This is a genomic window from Gilliamella sp. G0441, assembly GCF_050589305.1.
In the GTDB taxonomy this organism is placed as follows: domain Bacteria; phylum Pseudomonadota; class Gammaproteobacteria; order Enterobacterales; family Orbaceae; genus Gilliamella.
Genome location: NZ_JBNRJF010000004.1, coordinates 159,434 through 175,021, shown reverse-complemented (window position 1 = coordinate 175,021; position 15,588 = coordinate 159,434). Strand labels below are relative to the sequence as shown.

Here is a 15,588-nt window from a genome sequence, read left to right as displayed (position 1 = left end):
AATCTATCCATATTTAAAGAGTTAAAAATTAGACAACATGATAATGTATTTTATTTTATTAAACAATATTTTGACAAGATTCACCACTTGTAATGAGTTTTATATTATTCAGGGTGGTTTCAGAAATATTCAGCAGTGCTTCTTGAGTTAAAAATGCTTGATGTCCCGTAAAGATGACATTATGACACGATGATAATCGGCGGAATACATCATCTAAAATAACATCATTCGATTTATCTTCAAAAAAGAGGTCTCGTTCATTTTCATAAACATCCATCCCTAATGCACCAATTTTGGTTTGCTTTAAGGCATCGATTGCTGCTGTGGCATCCAGTAATCCACCACGACTGGTGTTAATAATCATGACGCCATTTTTCATTTTTTCAAATGAAGCTTTATTAAGTAGATGATAGTTTTCTGGGCTCATTGGACAGTGAAGCGTAATCACATCAGATTTGGCATAGAGTTCATCAAGTTGAACATATTGCGCACCTAATTCGACAGCAATATCATTTGGAAAAGGATCATAAGCTAAAATATTCATGCCAAAACCTTTTAGAATTCGGATAACTGCTTGTCCAATTTTTCCGGTACCAATCACGCCTGCAGTACGATTATGCATATTGAATCCAGTTAAGCCATCAAGGGCAAAATTTGCATCACGAGTACGTTGATAGGCTTTATGTGTACGTCGATTGAGCGTCATCATGAGTGCAACGGCATGTTCGGCTACTGCTTCAGGTGAGTAAGCTGGTACACGGACAACGGTAATGCCTAATTTTTTGGCTTCAGCAATATCAACATTATCAAATCCTGCACAACGTAACGCTAAGATTTTTACCCCACAATGCGCAAGTTTTTGTAAAACGGTTTTATCAACTTCATCATTAACAAATACACACACGGCATCATAACCTTGGGCTGTTACCGCTGTTTTATGACTGAGTTTATGGTCATAGTATTCGATATTAAAACCAAATTTTTTATTGGCAATCTCTAAATGTTCTTTGTCGTAGTGTTTGCTACTGAAAACCGCAATTTTGATTGAATGTTTCATTTTGTTGCACCTCTGTTCATGGTGATTAACGCATGTTTAGTTGTCTCTGTTTTTTATAGTTTCATTAAAACTATACAGACATTGTAAACCTAAATAAAATAATTTCAGCCAAATGCCAAAATGGATGAATTGTTTGCTTTGACCTTAGTGATTATTTTGACAATGATATGTTATGATAGCACTTTGCTAAAAAACTAACCAATAATGTTGAATAATGAATAGAAAGCAAGACTCCATTGTTAAGACCATTTTTACGACTAAAATGCTGATATGTATTTTTACTGGATTCGCATCAGGTCTACCTTTTTATCTTTTATTGCAATTATTACCCGCTTGGCTTGATAGTGAAGGTGTCAATATCAAAACAATTGGCGCATTTACGTTAACTCAAATACCTTATATTTTTAAGTTTGTTTGGGCTCCCTTTATGGATAACATTGCTTTATTTAATTTGGGACGACGCCGTGGATGGATGTTTATCTCACAAATTATATTAGTGATTTCCATTGCCAGTTTAGGATGCTTTTCTCCTTCGTTAAACATCTGGTTGATTGCAAGTATTTCATTCATTATTGCTCTCTTTTCTGCCACGCAAGATATTTCACTTGATGCTTTTCGACGTGAATTATTGTCAGACCAAGAGTTAGGATTAGGTAATAGTATTCATACTAATGCTTATCGTATAGCAGGTCTAGTCCCTGGCTCGCTATCATTAATTTTATCCAGCTATTTGCCTTGGAGCAGTGTTTTTATTATTACAGCACTCTTTATGATTCCGGCTGTTATTATGACGCTTTTAGTTAAAGAACCTCAGAGTTATACCCCTAAAACCCATTCCATTGAAGATATTATTATTAAACCCTTTAGTGAATTTATTACACGTAATGGAGTGATTAAAGCGCTTTTGATTTTAGCCTTTATTTTCTTATATAAATTAGGTGATAGTATGGCAACCTCGTTAGCAACGCCTTTCTATCTACAAATGGGATACGATCGGTTAGATATCGGTTTAATTGCTAAAAATGCATCGTTATGGCCAAGTGTATTTGGTGCTTTAGTCGGTGGAATTTTAATGATAAAAATTGGTATCAATCGAGCACTTTGGTGTTTTGGTTTTGTACAAGTTGTCTCAATATTAGGTTTTGCTTGGCTTTCAATTGAAGGCCCTTTTACTGAAATCGGCTTTTTCCAGAAAGTTTTATTAGCACTTGTAATTGGATTTGAAGCCCTTGGGGTTGGACTTGGATCATCTGCTTTTGTTGCTTTTATTGCTAAAACCACTAACCCACTTTATACCGCAACGCAATTTGCATTATTTACCAGTATTGCTTCCATTCCTAGAACGTTAATTAATGCTACCACAGGTATCCTAGTTGAAGATTTAGGATGGACATCCTTTTATGGTTTATGTACGATTCTTGCTATACCAGGAATGTTATTACTTTTTGTGGTTGCACCATGGAATAAAAAAACTTAGGAGAGAATATGGATCAATTTACTCAAGCATTAAATTTTCGGCATGCATGCAAAAGATTTGATGAAACGAAAAAAATAGATCAGGCTGATATGGAGTACATTTTAGAAGCGGGTCGGTTATCACCTTCTTCTTTTGGTATTGAGCCTTGGCATTTTGTCGTTGTGGATAATGATAAAATCAAAACGGAATTACGTGCAGCTTGTTACAATCAAGAACAGGTAACAAGTTGTTCACATTTTGTCATTGTGCTTTATCGTAAAGCCAATAATTTTACATTACAGAGTGAGTATTTGCGTCGAACAGTTGCCCGTAGTTTGCCTGATGAAAATGATCAAACCGCTATTGATGTTGCCAGTCAATATTTTATCAATTTTTGTGAGCATGGTTTAGCGAGTGGACTAACCATTAATCATTGGTCAGAAATGCAAGATTATCTTGCTTGTGCCAATATGATGACAGCAGCAGCTTATCGAAGTATTGATTCGTGTGCTATTGGGGGATTTGAATACGATAAAGTGGTTAAACTACTTGAAAAATATATGCCTCAATTCAGTGATGAATCTTATGGAATAGGGCTGTGTTTAGCTTTCGGTTACCGATTAAATGAGCCTACAACAAAAATTCGCTGGCCACTTGAAGATATCACAACTTATCTATCAAATTAAAAAAACTTCCGTGCCCAATGGCGACGGAAGGAATAAAATGAAAAAAACAACACTAAAACTCATTTAACCGACTGATATAATGTTTCGGCATCTACTGATGCCGACTCCATAATAAACACCACACCAGATAAAATATTACCAATTTGTGGATTAGTAACATTTTGTTGCAATGACGTTAAAATTTCTTGCGCCCAATTTATTTTTCGTAGTACGGCTTCTACGCTTTCTTTTGAAGGATTATTCACTTTTATTTCCCTCCATCTTGCTAGGATTTCATTTTTAAAAATAATGAATAATAGTTATCAAATTAAGTAACAGGTTTTGAATAAGAAAAAAGCACATTTTAAACGTAAAAAACTCAAAACTAAAACAAATATTGTTTTAAAAAGTTTAAATTCAATTAAAAAAACTGAAAACAAAAAGATAATCAGGTTATCACCATTTAAATAAATATATTGTGTTTACCTATCGCTACAATAATCAATTTTTTTGCCAGAATGAGATTGATAATGATAGACTTGTGCCCCAGAAATATCGTTAATATCAATTGGTAGACTGTTTGTTGGCTGTCAGTAATAAAAAAAATTTTTCGCACGAAAATTAATAATAAGATGCCAGAGCAAAATAAGTAAGGATTTTAAAATGAAGACAAAACATGTACGTTTATTAATATTGGGTTCTGGCCCTGCTGGATATACTGCAGCGGTGTATGCCGCACGTGCTAATCTGTCCCCTACCTTAATTACCGGATTACAACAAGGCGGACAGCTTACCACCACCACAGAAATCGAAAATTGGCCTGCAGCTACGCCTGATTTAACAGGGCCTGAATTGATGGTTAAAATGCGAGAACATGCCGAACGCTTTAATACCGAAATTATTTTCGATCATATTGATCGCGTCGATTTTAGCACTAAGCCTTATAAACTTTATGGCAGTGAAACAGAATATAGTTGTGATGCCCTTATTATAGCGACAGGTGCTTCCGCCCAATATCTTGGTTTACCTTCTGAAGAAGCTTTTAAAAGTAAAGGGGTGTCGGCTTGTGCGACTTGTGATGGGTTTTTCTATCGTAATCAGAAAGTGGCTGTCGTCGGTGGCGGTAATACGGCTGTCGAAGAAGCACTTTATTTAGCAAACATCGCAAGTGAAGTTCATTTAATTCATCGCCGTGATACTTTTAGAGCAGAAAAAATATTAATGGATAGATTGCACGAAAAGGTACAACAAGGAAAAGTGATTTTACATACTCATCGAATTGTTGATGAAATTTTGGGCGACAATATGGGCGTAACGAGTGTAAGACTACTCAGTACCCAAGATCCGAATATCAGTGAAGAAGTCGCTGTCATGGGCGTTTTTATCGCCATAGGTCATAAACCGAATACCACTATTTTCGAAGGACAGCTTGAGTTAAAAGATGGATATATTAAAGTCAAATCCGGTACAGAAGGTCGAGCAACACAAACCAGTGTTGAAGGAATTTTTGCAGCAGGCGATGTGATGGATCACATTTATCGGCAAGCTATCACTTCGGCAGGTACGGGCTGTATGGCAGCATTGGATGCAGAACACTATTTAGATAATTTAAAATAGAAAAATATTGATATTCATGTCATTAGATAAACAACGTCAGACTTATTTATTAAATTGGCTAAAACAGCATGCAAAAGGATATCAATCTGACTTGCGTGCTTCAACTTTAACCGGCTTTTTGTTAACCATTTTTGTGATCTTTCAAGCGGCTTTGTTGGCAACAATCTTACAAAAGTTAATTATTGAGCAACACAGCTTTTTTGACATTTTGCCTTATTTTGGTTGTTTGGTTATTGTGTTTCTAGTCCGCGCTGGTTTACTTTATTTACGAGAGAAAATTAATTTTATTTTAGGCAAAAAAGTTAGAAAACAGATTCGTCATCAATTAATCAATCAACTTGAAAAATTGGGCCCTGCCTATTTAAATCGAAGTACCACCGGTGCATGGAGTACTTTGATCATCGAACAAGTCGATAATCTTCAAGATTTTTTTGCACGCTATTTACCGCAAATGCGTTTAGTGAGTATGGTACCTATTTTAATCTGCATCGCAATCTTTCCATTTAATTGGGCTGCTGCACTGATTTTACTCGCTACAGCGCCATTAATTCCGATTTTTATGATTTTAGTGGGCATGGGTGCTGCGGATATTAATCGTCGCCACTTTAAAGCATTGAGTTATCTAAGCGGTCATTTTTTAGATCGATTAAAAGGTCTCAATACCATTCGATTGTTTTATCAAGGTGAAAAACAAGCTCAAGAGATCAACCGTGCATCCGAAGATTTTCGCGTTAAAACGATGCAAGTTTTAAAAGTCGCTTTTTTGTCTTCTGCCGTTTTAGAGTTTTTCACCTCGATTTCAATTGCCATTGTGGCGGTATATTTTGGATTTTCTTATTTAGGTGAGTTTGATTTTGGTTCTTATAATGGCACAGTCACGCTTTTCGCTGGATTTTTTGCGTTAATTTTGGCGCCAGAATTTTTTCAACCTTTACGTGATTTAGGCACTTATTATCATGCGAAAGCCGAAGCTATTGCTGCCGCTGATAATATTGAATCCTTTTTAAGTGAAGAAAATTCATCAATAAATGCTGAACATCCAGTAAAATCGATTCCCTTTAATGAGCCATTAAAATCTATTGAAGCAGATAACTTAATCGTGTTATCCAATGAGCGACACCCTATTGTTGGCCCTTTATCATTTTCGCTAAAGGCGCCTTTTAAATTAGCATTAATAGGAACCAGTGGCGAGGGGAAAAGTTCGTTAATGCAAGTTTTACTTGGTTTTTTACCTTATCAAGGCTCATTAAAAATCAATGGGATTGAGTTTAATCAATTAAATATCACTGATTGGCAAAAACAAGTCAGTTGGATTGGTCAACATCCCTATCTTTTAAATAGTTCTGTACGAGATAATATTTTACTTGGTAATCCGCATGCCAGTAATGAAGAACTTCAAGCCGTCATTTGTAAAGCACAGCTTATTGACGTTGTGGCTAAATTGCCCGAGGGGTTAGATACCCTTATTGGCGAAGATGCTATCCGGTTATCGATTGGACAAGCACAGCGCGTGGCTTTAGCCAGAGCGATGCTGAAGTCTTGCCAATTATTGATTTTAGATGAACCTACAGCAAGCTTAGATCAGGAAACAATTAATCATTTAGAACGACATAATATTGCCCCTAATACGATTACAATTACCCATCAGTCGGACGATATGCAGTATGCAGATCAAGTTTGGCAACTGGCTCATGGTCAATTAAATTGTAACGTTAAGGAGATCACATGCTAGCGATTTTGCGTCCATACATTGCTCTGTATAAGCACTATTTTTGGCAAATCTTAATTGGTTTATCTTTATCGATTCTCACCCTGTTTGCAAGTGTGTTTTTGCTCTCTTTATCTGGTTGGTTTTTAGCATCAACCGCTTTTGTAGGTGTGGCTGGTTTGTATAGTTTCAATTATATGCTGCCTGCTGCTGGCGTTCGAGCAGCAGCGATAACCCGAACGGCAGCACGCTATATGGAGCGTTTAGTTGATCATAATACAACCTTTAAAATTCTTGCCTATTTAAGGACATTAGCTTTTCGCAAACTATTACCATTAAGTGCCAATCAATTAGCACAATATCAAAAAGCGGATTTGCTTAATCGATTTATTGTCGATATTGATGCGCTTGATCATCTTTATTTAAAACTTTTTTCGCCCATTGTAACCGCATTGATAATGATCGCGATTTTATTTATCGGATTAAGTTACATTAATCTACCTATTGCGCTCATCATCACCATTATTCTAACGCTGACTTTGCTTACTGTACCTGTGATTTTTTATTATGCTGGTAAACAATTAGGCGAGACATTGGCAAAACAACAAAGCGATTATCGTTCGCAACTGATTAGCTATTTACAAGGGCAAGCTGAACTTACTTTATTTAATGCCCAAGCAAAGTATCGCGATAAACTTGATGAACTTGAATCACAGTGGCTTAGTAACCAACAACGTCAATCAACGTTAATGGCACTATCGAGTGCATTAGTTTTATTGATTTCGGGTTTTTTAACACTGCTTGTGTTATGGCTCATTACTCAATATACACTTTCGCCATTAGTTGCCTTATTTGTATTTGTTTGTCTTGCCAGTGCAGAAATTTTAATGCCCATTCCTAATGCCTTTATATTTTTAGGGCAAGTCATCGCATCGGCATCCCGTATAACGGCTATTTTTAGTCAAACACCTGAAATTACCTTTGTGAAAGAAGGTAAAAAACTTGATTTAACAATGGCTAAATTACACTTTGATAAAGTTAATTTTAGTTATCCAAATCAACCTTTTATCATATTAAAGGATTTTTCGTTAACAGTTGAATCTGGTGAGCATATTGGATTGATTGGTAAAACCGGGTGTGGTAAATCAACACTACTCAATCTGATTAATCGTATTTGGGAGCCAAACTCCGGTTCAATTTGTTTGAATAACATCCCAATTAATCAATTGGATGAAAAAACTTTACGCCAAGCTATAGCCGTCGTTCCACAAGTTATTACCATTTTTAGCGATACGTTACGGCAAAATTTGCTGATTGGTAATGAGCAGGCTACCGATCAGCAATTGATAGATGTTTTACATCAAGTTGAACTGGATAAATTACTTATCACTGAAAAAGGTCTCGATTTACTCATTGGGCAAGGTGGGCGTGCGTTATCGGGCGGTGAAATTCGCCGTATTGGGATTGCTCGAGCATTACTGCATCATTCACCCTTGATTTTAATGGATGAACCGACCGAAAGCTTGGATCAACAAACGGAACAGCAAATCATTAAACTTATCCAACAAACCTGTAAAAATAAAACTTTACTCATGGTAACGCATCGTTTAATTGATAATCCGTTATTTGATCGAGTAATTTCGCTCTAGTCTAGCGAATATCTTATATTTTGACTGTTTAAAGTGTTAAACAGTCAAACCTCAATAAGCGATAAACCAATTAAGATATTTAAATATTTTGTAAGATGACTTTTGCCGATAGCTTATCTACACTGCAATTTTTAAAAATATGTTATACTAGTGCTTTATTTTGATTGATAGAGAGTTTATTTTGCAACAGTCATTACAGGATTTCATTACAGATAAAATTGATGATTTAAAAGGCAAGGATATTGTTATTCTTGATGTGAAAGGTAAATCAAGTATTACTGATTACATGGTCATTTGTACAGGAACATCAAATCGCCACGTGTCTTCAATTGCTGGGCATTTAATTGATGAAGCCAAAAAACATGGATATCTGGTTTTAGGCAGTGAAGGACAAAATGATGCTGACTGGGTTGTTGTTGATATGGATTCTGTGATTGTGCACATCATGCAAGAAGAAAGTCGTCAACTTTACGAACTTGAAAAACTTTGGGGTTAATTAGGTGAAAATACAGCTCATCGCTGTTGGCACTAAAATGCCTAATTGGGTCACAACAGCTTTTGATGATTATCGTTCTCGTTTTCCGAAAGATATGCCTTTAGAACTGATTGAAATACCGGCAGGAAAACGCACTAAAAATGCTGATATCGTTCGCATTTTAGATAAAGAAGGTGAATCAATGCTTAGTGCTTGTGGTAAAGGTAACCGTATTGTGACACTTGATATTCCAGGTAAACCTCATACCACTCACAATTTAGCTGAACAATTGGAACGTTGGAAGATAGACGGACGTGATGTCAGTTTATTAATTGGTGGGCCTGAAGGTCTTTCGCCGGCTTGTAAAGCAGCAGCAGAACAAAGTTGGTCATTATCACCCCTTACTTTACCTCATCCTCTCGTTCGGGTAATTGTGGCTGAAAGCCTTTATCGAGCATGGAGTTTAACGACTAATCATCCTTATCATCGAGAATAATGACAGAGTTTATCATGAGTGAAATTATCTTAGATCTGCAAATTGCGACAACGCAGCCTGATCACTTGCCCACTGAACAACAAATCATGCAGTGGTTAAACGTTATTTTGCCTCAATTTATGGATCAAGCAGAAATTACGATTCGTATTGTTGATGAAGCAGAAAGCCAACAATTAAATCATACCTATCGACAAAAAAATAAACCGACCAATGTATTATCTTTTCCTTTTGAGTCGCCAATTGATATTGAAGTGCCACTTTTAGGTGATTTGATTATCTGTAAACAAGTTGTAGAAAAAGAAGCGATTGAACAACATAAATCATTAATTTCGCATTGGGCTCATATGATAGTGCATGGCTGTTTGCATTTACTTGGTTATGATCATATTGTTGACGAAGAAGCAGAAGAAATGGAAAATATCGAAATCGATATTATGAAACAATTAGGATTTGATGATCCGTATCAACCCATTGACTAATTGAGTGTATTGATTACACTATTCTAATTTGATTTTATTCATATTAACCTAGCTTGAGTATAAAAATAATTTACACATGCAAAATAACTAAGGAATCGAGCAAATGAGCGATGACAATCATCGGAGCCCTAAAAAAGGGTTTACATTATGGTTGAGTCAGTTATTCAATTCAGAACCTAAAGATAAAGAAGAGCTGATTGAAGTAATTCGGGAAGCCGAAGAAAACGAACTAATTGATCCTGATACTCTCGATATGATTGAAGGGGTAATGGATATTGCGGAACAGCGAGTTCGCGATATTATGATTCCTCGTTCTCAAATTGTTACAATTAAAGATAATTATACGCTTGATGAGTGTCTAAGTATTATCTCTGAACATGGGCATTCTCGTTATCCTGTCATCAGTGAAGATAGAGATCATATCGAAGGCATTTTGTTAGCCAAAGATCTCCTCATGTTTATTCGTCAAGGTGTAGATGATTTTGATTTGAAAAAAATTTTACGCCCGACTGTTGTCGTACCAGAAAGTAAACGAGTTGATCATATGTTAAAAGAGTTTCGAATGGAACGTTATCATATGGCAATGGCTATCGATGAATTTGGCGGTGTTTCCGGTTTAGTTACCATTGAAGATATTTTAGAGTTAATTGTTGGTGATATCGAAGATGAATTTGACGAGATTGAAGATCGTGATATTCGTCGTTTATCCCCTTCAGTTTATACAGTTCGAGCGCTGACGCCTGTTGAAGATTTCAACGATGTTTTTAAAACCGAATTTAGTGATGACGAAATGGATACAATAGGTGGTTTAGTCATGCAACATTTTGGACGTCTGCCATTAAGAGGTGAAACTATAACTATTGATGGTTATCAGTTTAAAGTGACCATTGCCGATCGTCGACGAATCATTCAGCTTCATGTCACCATCCCTGAAGGTGCAACGGTTCCTAATCTTGAGTTATCTGAAAATGCTTAAACATTTACTGTTAGCATTATTGTTTGGGAGTATTGCTGTTTTTAGTTATGCTCCCTTTCATATTTGGCCTTTAGCTTTTATTTCCTTTACTGGTTTTTTATGGCTTATAGCAGACAAATCCAAAAAACAAGCAATGCTGATAGGACTAAGTTGGGGAGTTGGTTATTTTTCAGCGGGTGTACATTGGGTTTATATCAGCATTAAGCAGTACGGTGAGTTACCCTCACCTGTTGCATTAATTATTTTAGGACTTTTAATCCTTTACCTATCACTCTATCCTATGTTATTTGCATTTCTGCTTAGTTCTCTAAAACGCTTTGCAATACAATTTTCATTAAAGCAATTCGTGTTTGCCGCACCTATTCTTTGGCAATTCACAGAGTTTTTACGCAGTAATATTTTAACAGGCTTTTCTTGGCTACAGTTGGGTTATAGTCAACTTGACAGCCCTTTACGATCTTATTTTCCCATTATTGGAATAGATGGTGTGACATTACTCACCACTATTTTATGTGGACTGCTTGCTTATAGTTTGCATCAATTAACAAAACGAAGAATAAATAAGCACCTAATTGGTGCGTTTATTGCACTTTTTGCAGTCTTTGTTGCACCATTTTCGTTCAACAACATTAATTGGACGACAATTGATAGTCATCGAGTGGCTGATTTTTCATTAATTCAAGCAAATATTTCTCAATCTATACGTTGGAATAGGCAACAGCTTAACAACACGTTAGATACCTATGCAGAACTGACCCAAGCCAATTTAGGTCAAAATAAAATCATAATCTGGTCTGAAGCAAGTATTACCGATTATGAAATCAATCAACAACCCTTTTTATATTATTTAGATAAACTAGCAAGACGTCATGATTCAGAAATTGCTGTTGGTATCATCGACTATCGATTTAAAGAAAGTAAATATCAAGAAGATGCTGATGTTTTTAATACCCTTTTAGTATTAGGTGAAAAATCACCTTATCAGTACCCGACCACTAATCGTTATCAGAAACATCATTTAGTGCCATTTGGTGAGTTTACCCCTTTATCTTCACTACTAAAACCAATAGCTAACATATTAGATATTCCGATGTCTACAATGCAGCCCGGTAATAGTAATCAGCCCCCATTGAAAATAAAAGGGTTCAAATTTACCACTGCGATTTGTTATGAAGTCATTTTATCTGATTTAATATGGAAAAATTTTACAGCTGATACTGACTTTTTACTGACTGTTTCAAACGACGCTTGGTTTGGAAACAGTATTGGCCCTAAACAACATCTCCAAATGGCACAAGCTAGAGCATTAGAGTTTGGTCGCCCACTTATACGTAGTACCAATACAGGCATTACGGCAATAATTGATCATCACGGTAAAATTATCAAACAATTACCACAATTTGAAAGAGCGGTATTAACACAATCTTTATCACCAACAACTGGTTTAACACCTTACGCCATGTGGGGTAATAAACTACATATAATCATAATGTTATTTATGTTTATTCTACTGATAATAAAAAAACGCTCATAAAACCTCAATACTGGCACAATTTTTGCTTAAAAATAATGAGTTCAAAATAAAATTAAATTACCAATTTATTGCCATTTATTGACAAATATTGTTGGTTATTAGCTCCGTTAATATATAAATAAACAGTAAAAAGTACTTTTATGCTTAAAAATAAGTTATAATATACGTCCTTTGTAAAATATTAAATTTATTTAATATGATACAAATTAAACAGTAGGAGATGAGTATGAACATAAAAACAAAATTAACCAAATTAGTGTTATCATTTGCAATGTTAGGTCTAATAAGTGGTTCGGCGGTAGCTGAAGAACTTACTGGCACATTAGCCAAAATTAAAGATAGTGGTGTGATTGTTGTTGGTCATCGTGAATCTTCTATTCCATTTTCCTACTACGGTAAAAACCAAGAAGTGATTGGCTATTCTCAAGATTATTCTAACTTAATTGTTGATGCGGTCAAAAAAGAGTTAAATATGCCTGATCTTAAAGTAAAATATTTACCAGTTACTTCTAAGACACGTATACAATTACTGAATAACTACACATATGATTTTGAATGTGGTTCAACGACAAACAATCTTGAACGCCAAAAAACGGTTGGTTTTTCAAATACCATCTTTATTGTTGGCACACGTTTTTTAGTTAAAGCGGATAGCAATATCAATAGTATTGAAGATCTTAAAGGCAAGAATGTTGTAACTACAGCAGGAACAACATCAGAAATCCGTTTGAATCAAATCAATAATAAAGAAAAATTAAATATCCGTATTATTACACCTAAAGATCATGGTGATGCATTTAATGCACTTGAAACAGGTCGAGCAGCAGCATTTTTAATGGATGATGCATTATTAGCCGGTGAGCGTTCTCGTGCAATTAATCCAAGTGAATGGAAAATTATTGGCGAACCGCTTTCTTATGAATCTTATGGTTGTATGTTAAGAAAAGGTGACGTTCAATTTAAGCAATTAATGGATAAGGCAATTGCTGATGCACAAACATCTGGAAAAGCATTAGAATCATATAATAAATGGTTTACTCAACCTGTGCCGCCAAAAGGTGCAAATATGGAACTTGAAATTTCACCAAAAATGGTTGAATTATTTGCAAATCCTAATGATAAAGCATTAGATTAACACTTTTCTTCTATTTCTAATCCTTTGTACTAAATGTCAAAACATTTAGTACATAATCTAATTTATGTGAATTAAATATATTATGAGTTTTAATCGAATACTAGCTTTGGAACCTTTTACAGCTTTTTGGAAACATATTTGTGATTTCATATCAGGCTTTAATTGGATGCTATTTTTTGAGCCGACCCCTTATGGAGACGGTATTTACTTAAACTGGCTACTCGATGGTGTTTTTGTCACAATTTCGTTAGCAATCACCGCATGGATCATTGCCTTTATATTGGGATCATTAGTTGGTATTTGCCGTACATTAGACAACAAGCTGTTAAACAAGTTTGCTGGATGCTATGTACAAATATTCCGTAATATTCCTTTATTGGTACAAATGTTTTTGTGGTACATGCTTTTCCCAGAGTTATTAAGCGGAAGTTTTAAAACTTGGTTTATGTCTGAATTGTCTCCAAATGTTAGTGCCTTCATTACTGCCGCCATTGCATTGGGATTGTTTACCTCTGCTCGTATTGCTGAGCAGGTAAGAACCGGCATCCAAACATTGCCTAAAGGACAACGATATGCAGCCATAGCGCTTGGTTTGACTAACAAACAGGCTTATCGCTATATTTTATTACCAAATGCTTATCGTAGGATTATTCCACCTTTAACATCAGAGATGACCAATATTATTAAAAACTCCTCTGTAGCTTCTACGATTGGTCTAATTGATTTAATTGGGCAAATTGAACGTATCAATGATGCAACAAACTGTATTATTGAAGTATTGTGTGGTGTTACTCTGGCTTTCGTAATAATAAATTATGCTGTCCTTTTTATTATGCGAAATGTTGAAAAGTACACTCGTTTACCAAATATGAGTCAAGGAGGATAATATGCAGTTAATTAATTGGATTGCGGATATTCCTTCATTGGTCATTGAAAATTATCCATTATTATTAAGTGGGTTATGGTTAACAACTAAAATAACGTTTATTGCTGTCGTGTTTGGCATAGTTTGGGGTACTGTACTGGCGTTAATGCGTCTATCAAACATTAAAATATTCAATGTTTTTGCTAAGTGCTATGTCAATTTATTCCGTTCCATTCCACTTTTATTAGTGTTGTTATGGTTCTATTTAGCACTACCACAGGTTATTAAACATTTGTTTAATCTTCCTCCTTATGCAGATGTGCGTATTGCTTCGGCTATGATTGCTTTTGCACTTTTTGAAGCCGCTTATTATTCTGAAATTATTCGAGCAGGGATTAGCGCTGTTGCTAAAGGTCAATATCATGCTGCTTATGCTTTAGGAATGACTAAAAGCCAATCAATGCGTTTAGTTATATTACCTCAAGCATTTAGATCGATGATTCCATTACTGTTAACTCAAGGGATTATTTTATTCCAAGACACCTCGCTGGTTTATGTAATGAGTTTAATTGACCTATTTGGTGCAAGTGTTACTCAAATTGGTAGTGTGCAAGGCGGCACAGTCAAATATTCTATGATTATTTTTGCAGCAGCAATTTATTTTATAATTTGTTTTACTGCTTCATGTTTAGTTAATTATTTCAAAAAAGGGATAAGTCGATGATCTCCTTAGAAAATGTATCAAAATGGTATGGACAATTTCAGGTATTAAAAAACTGTACAACACGAGTTGGTAAAGGTGAAGTTGTCGTAGTTTGTGGTCCTTCTGGATCAGGTAAGTCAACGCTGATTAAAACGGTTAATGGTTTAGAACCCGTACAAAAGGGTAAAATTATTATTGATGGCACTGAAGTGACTAGCAAATCAACTAATTTAGCAAAATTACGTTCGAAAGTCGGTATGGTGTTTCAGCATTTTGAACTGTTCCCACATTTAACGATTTTAAAGAATTTAACACTAGCCCAAATCAAGGTGTTAAAACGATCAGAAAAAGAAGCGCGTGAAAAAGCATTGTCATTGTTAGATCGTGTTGGTTTACTTGCCCATGCAAATAAGTATCCAGCTCAACTTTCTGGTGGTCAACAACAGCGTGTTGCTATTGCACGAGCACTTTGTATGGATCCTATTGTCATGTTATTTGACGAACCAACTTCAGCACTTGACCCTGAAATGGTTAATGAAGTATTAGACGTCATGGTCGAACTAGCTTATGAAGGTATGACCATGATGGTTGTAACCCATGAAATGGGCTTTGCTCGAAAAGTGGCACATCGTGTTATCTTTATGGATGCTGGTGAGATTATTGAAGATACATCTAAAGAGCAATTCTTTAGTAACCCAGAATCAGATCGTGCTAAAGACTTTTTAGCGAAGATTATTCATTAATATATAAAAAAGCACCAGCTATTATTAGTT

The 15,588-nt window shown here is 35.4% G+C and carries 16 protein-coding genes; 14 read left to right on the top strand and 2 right to left on the bottom strand.

Going from position 1 to position 15,588, the window contains the following annotated elements; all coding sequences use genetic code 11:
• Nucleotides 1–58: 58 nt before the first annotated feature.
• Nucleotides 59–1,045: a 2-hydroxyacid dehydrogenase gene (locus ACKJXD_RS05555; RefSeq protein WP_430875783.1), complete on the bottom strand. Its 987-nt coding sequence runs from the start codon at nt 1,043–1,045 to the stop codon at nt 59–61.
• 226 nt (nt 1,046–1,271) lie between these two features.
• On the opposite strand from ACKJXD_RS05555, the gene ACKJXD_RS05550 reads away from it, so the two are divergent.
• On the top strand, nt 1,272–2,534 hold the full coding sequence (locus ACKJXD_RS05550; protein WP_430875760.1) for an AmpG family muropeptide MFS transporter: 1,263 nt from the start codon (nt 1,272–1,274) through the stop codon (nt 2,532–2,534).
• A gap of 8 nt (nt 2,535–2,542) precedes the next feature.
• On the top strand, nt 2,543–3,199 hold the full coding sequence (locus ACKJXD_RS05545) for an NAD(P)H-dependent oxidoreductase (protein ID WP_430875759.1): 657 nt from the start codon (nt 2,543–2,545) through the stop codon (nt 3,197–3,199).
• Between the two features lie 59 nt (nt 3,200–3,258).
• On the opposite strand, the gene ACKJXD_RS05540 is transcribed toward ACKJXD_RS05545, so the two are convergent.
• Complete coding sequence (locus ACKJXD_RS05540; protein ID WP_220216673.1) at nt 3,259–3,444, bottom strand: hypothetical protein; 186 nt, start codon at nt 3,442–3,444, stop codon at nt 3,259–3,261.
• A 397-nt stretch (nt 3,445–3,841) separates the two neighbouring features.
• On the opposite strand from ACKJXD_RS05540, the gene trxB reads away from it, so the two are divergent.
• The 12 genes from trxB to ACKJXD_RS05480 all read left to right on the top strand — a co-directional run bounded on the left by trxB (nt 3,842) and on the right by ACKJXD_RS05480 (nt 15,558).
• Nucleotides 3,842–4,795 carry a thioredoxin-disulfide reductase gene (gene trxB / locus ACKJXD_RS05535; RefSeq protein ID WP_430875758.1) on the top strand — a complete coding sequence of 318 codons (954 nt, stop codon included), beginning with the start codon at nt 3,842–3,844 and terminating at the stop codon, nt 4,793–4,795.
• A gap of 16 nt (nt 4,796–4,811) precedes the next feature.
• Nucleotides 4,812–6,527 carry a heme ABC transporter permease/ATP-binding protein CydD gene (gene cydD, locus ACKJXD_RS05530; RefSeq protein ID WP_430875757.1) on the top strand — a complete coding sequence of 572 codons (1,716 nt, stop codon included), beginning with the start codon at nt 4,812–4,814 and terminating at the stop codon, nt 6,525–6,527.
• A complete protein-coding gene (cydC, locus tag ACKJXD_RS05525) occupies nt 6,521–8,152 on the top strand; it encodes a heme ABC transporter ATP-binding protein/permease CydC (protein ID WP_430875756.1) in 1,632 nt (543 codons plus the stop codon). The genes cydD and cydC overlap by 7 nt, the downstream gene beginning before the upstream one ends.
• Before the next feature lie 178 nt (nt 8,153–8,330).
• Nucleotides 8,331–8,648, top strand: a complete 318-nt coding sequence (gene rsfS, locus ACKJXD_RS05520) for a ribosome silencing factor (protein ID WP_220217275.1) — start codon at nt 8,331–8,333, stop codon at nt 8,646–8,648.
• Nucleotides 8,649–8,652: 4 nt separating this feature from the next.
• Complete coding sequence (rlmH, locus tag ACKJXD_RS05515; protein WP_430875755.1) at nt 8,653–9,123, top strand: 23S rRNA (pseudouridine(1915)-N(3))-methyltransferase RlmH; 471 nt, start codon at nt 8,653–8,655, stop codon at nt 9,121–9,123.
• A 14-nt stretch (nt 9,124–9,137) separates the two neighbouring features.
• Entirely contained in the window at nt 9,138–9,602 is a 465-nt protein-coding gene (gene ybeY / locus ACKJXD_RS05510; protein ID WP_430875754.1) for an rRNA maturation RNase YbeY, read from the top strand.
• Between the two features lie 103 nt (nt 9,603–9,705).
• Nucleotides 9,706–10,578: a CNNM family magnesium/cobalt transport protein CorC gene (corC, locus tag ACKJXD_RS05505; RefSeq protein WP_220216667.1), complete on the top strand. Its 873-nt coding sequence runs from the start codon at nt 9,706–9,708 to the stop codon at nt 10,576–10,578.
• Nucleotides 10,571–12,112 (top strand): apolipoprotein N-acyltransferase, encoded by a 1,542-nt coding sequence (gene lnt / locus ACKJXD_RS05500; RefSeq protein WP_294827202.1) that lies wholly within the window; start codon nt 10,571–10,573, stop codon nt 12,110–12,112. Before corC ends, lnt begins: the two co-directional genes overlap by 8 nt.
• A 226-nt stretch (nt 12,113–12,338) precedes the next feature.
• On the top strand, nt 12,339–13,247 hold the full coding sequence (locus tag ACKJXD_RS05495) for a glutamate/aspartate ABC transporter substrate-binding protein (RefSeq protein ID WP_220216665.1): 909 nt from the start codon (nt 12,339–12,341) through the stop codon (nt 13,245–13,247).
• A gap of 166 nt (nt 13,248–13,413) precedes the next feature.
• The gene (locus ACKJXD_RS05490) at nt 13,414–14,133 is read left to right on the top strand and encodes an amino acid ABC transporter permease (protein WP_255556824.1); all 720 of its coding nucleotides are present in this window, start codon (nt 13,414–13,416) and stop codon (nt 14,131–14,133) included.
• Between the two features lies 1 nt (nt 14,134).
• Nucleotides 14,135–14,836: an ABC transporter permease subunit gene (locus ACKJXD_RS05485; RefSeq protein ID WP_430875753.1), complete on the top strand. Its 702-nt coding sequence runs from the start codon at nt 14,135–14,137 to the stop codon at nt 14,834–14,836.
• Complete coding sequence (locus ACKJXD_RS05480; RefSeq protein WP_065559141.1) at nt 14,833–15,558, top strand: amino acid ABC transporter ATP-binding protein; 726 nt, start codon at nt 14,833–14,835, stop codon at nt 15,556–15,558. Before ACKJXD_RS05485 ends, ACKJXD_RS05480 begins: the two co-directional genes overlap by 4 nt.
• The last annotated feature ends 30 nt before the right edge of the window (nt 15,559–15,588 follow it).

Coding starts and splice junctions, on each gene's coding strand:
- ACKJXD_RS05485 (WP_430875753.1), top strand. CDS start 14,135: ATGCAGTTAATTAATTGGATTGCGGATATTCCTTCATTGGTCATTGAA.
- ACKJXD_RS05545 (WP_430875759.1), top strand. CDS start 2,543: ATGGATCAATTTACTCAAGCATTAAATTTTCGGCATGCATGCAAAAGA.
- ybeY (WP_430875754.1), top strand. CDS start 9,138: ATGAGTGAAATTATCTTAGATCTGCAAATTGCGACAACGCAGCCTGAT.
- ACKJXD_RS05480 (WP_065559141.1), top strand. CDS start 14,833: ATGATCTCCTTAGAAAATGTATCAAAATGGTATGGACAATTTCAGGTA.
- ACKJXD_RS05490 (WP_255556824.1), top strand. CDS start 13,414: ATGCTATTTTTTGAGCCGACCCCTTATGGAGACGGTATTTACTTAAAC.
- lnt (WP_294827202.1), top strand. CDS start 10,571: ATGCTTAAACATTTACTGTTAGCATTATTGTTTGGGAGTATTGCTGTT.
- trxB (WP_430875758.1), top strand. CDS start 3,842: ATGAAGACAAAACATGTACGTTTATTAATATTGGGTTCTGGCCCTGCT.
- cydC (WP_430875756.1), top strand. CDS start 6,521: ATGCTAGCGATTTTGCGTCCATACATTGCTCTGTATAAGCACTATTTT.
- ACKJXD_RS05550 (WP_430875760.1), top strand. CDS start 1,272: ATGAATAGAAAGCAAGACTCCATTGTTAAGACCATTTTTACGACTAAA.
- corC (WP_220216667.1), top strand. CDS start 9,706: ATGAGCGATGACAATCATCGGAGCCCTAAAAAAGGGTTTACATTATGG.
- ACKJXD_RS05495 (WP_220216665.1), top strand. CDS start 12,339: ATGAACATAAAAACAAAATTAACCAAATTAGTGTTATCATTTGCAATG.
- cydD (WP_430875757.1), top strand. CDS start 4,812: ATGTCATTAGATAAACAACGTCAGACTTATTTATTAAATTGGCTAAAA.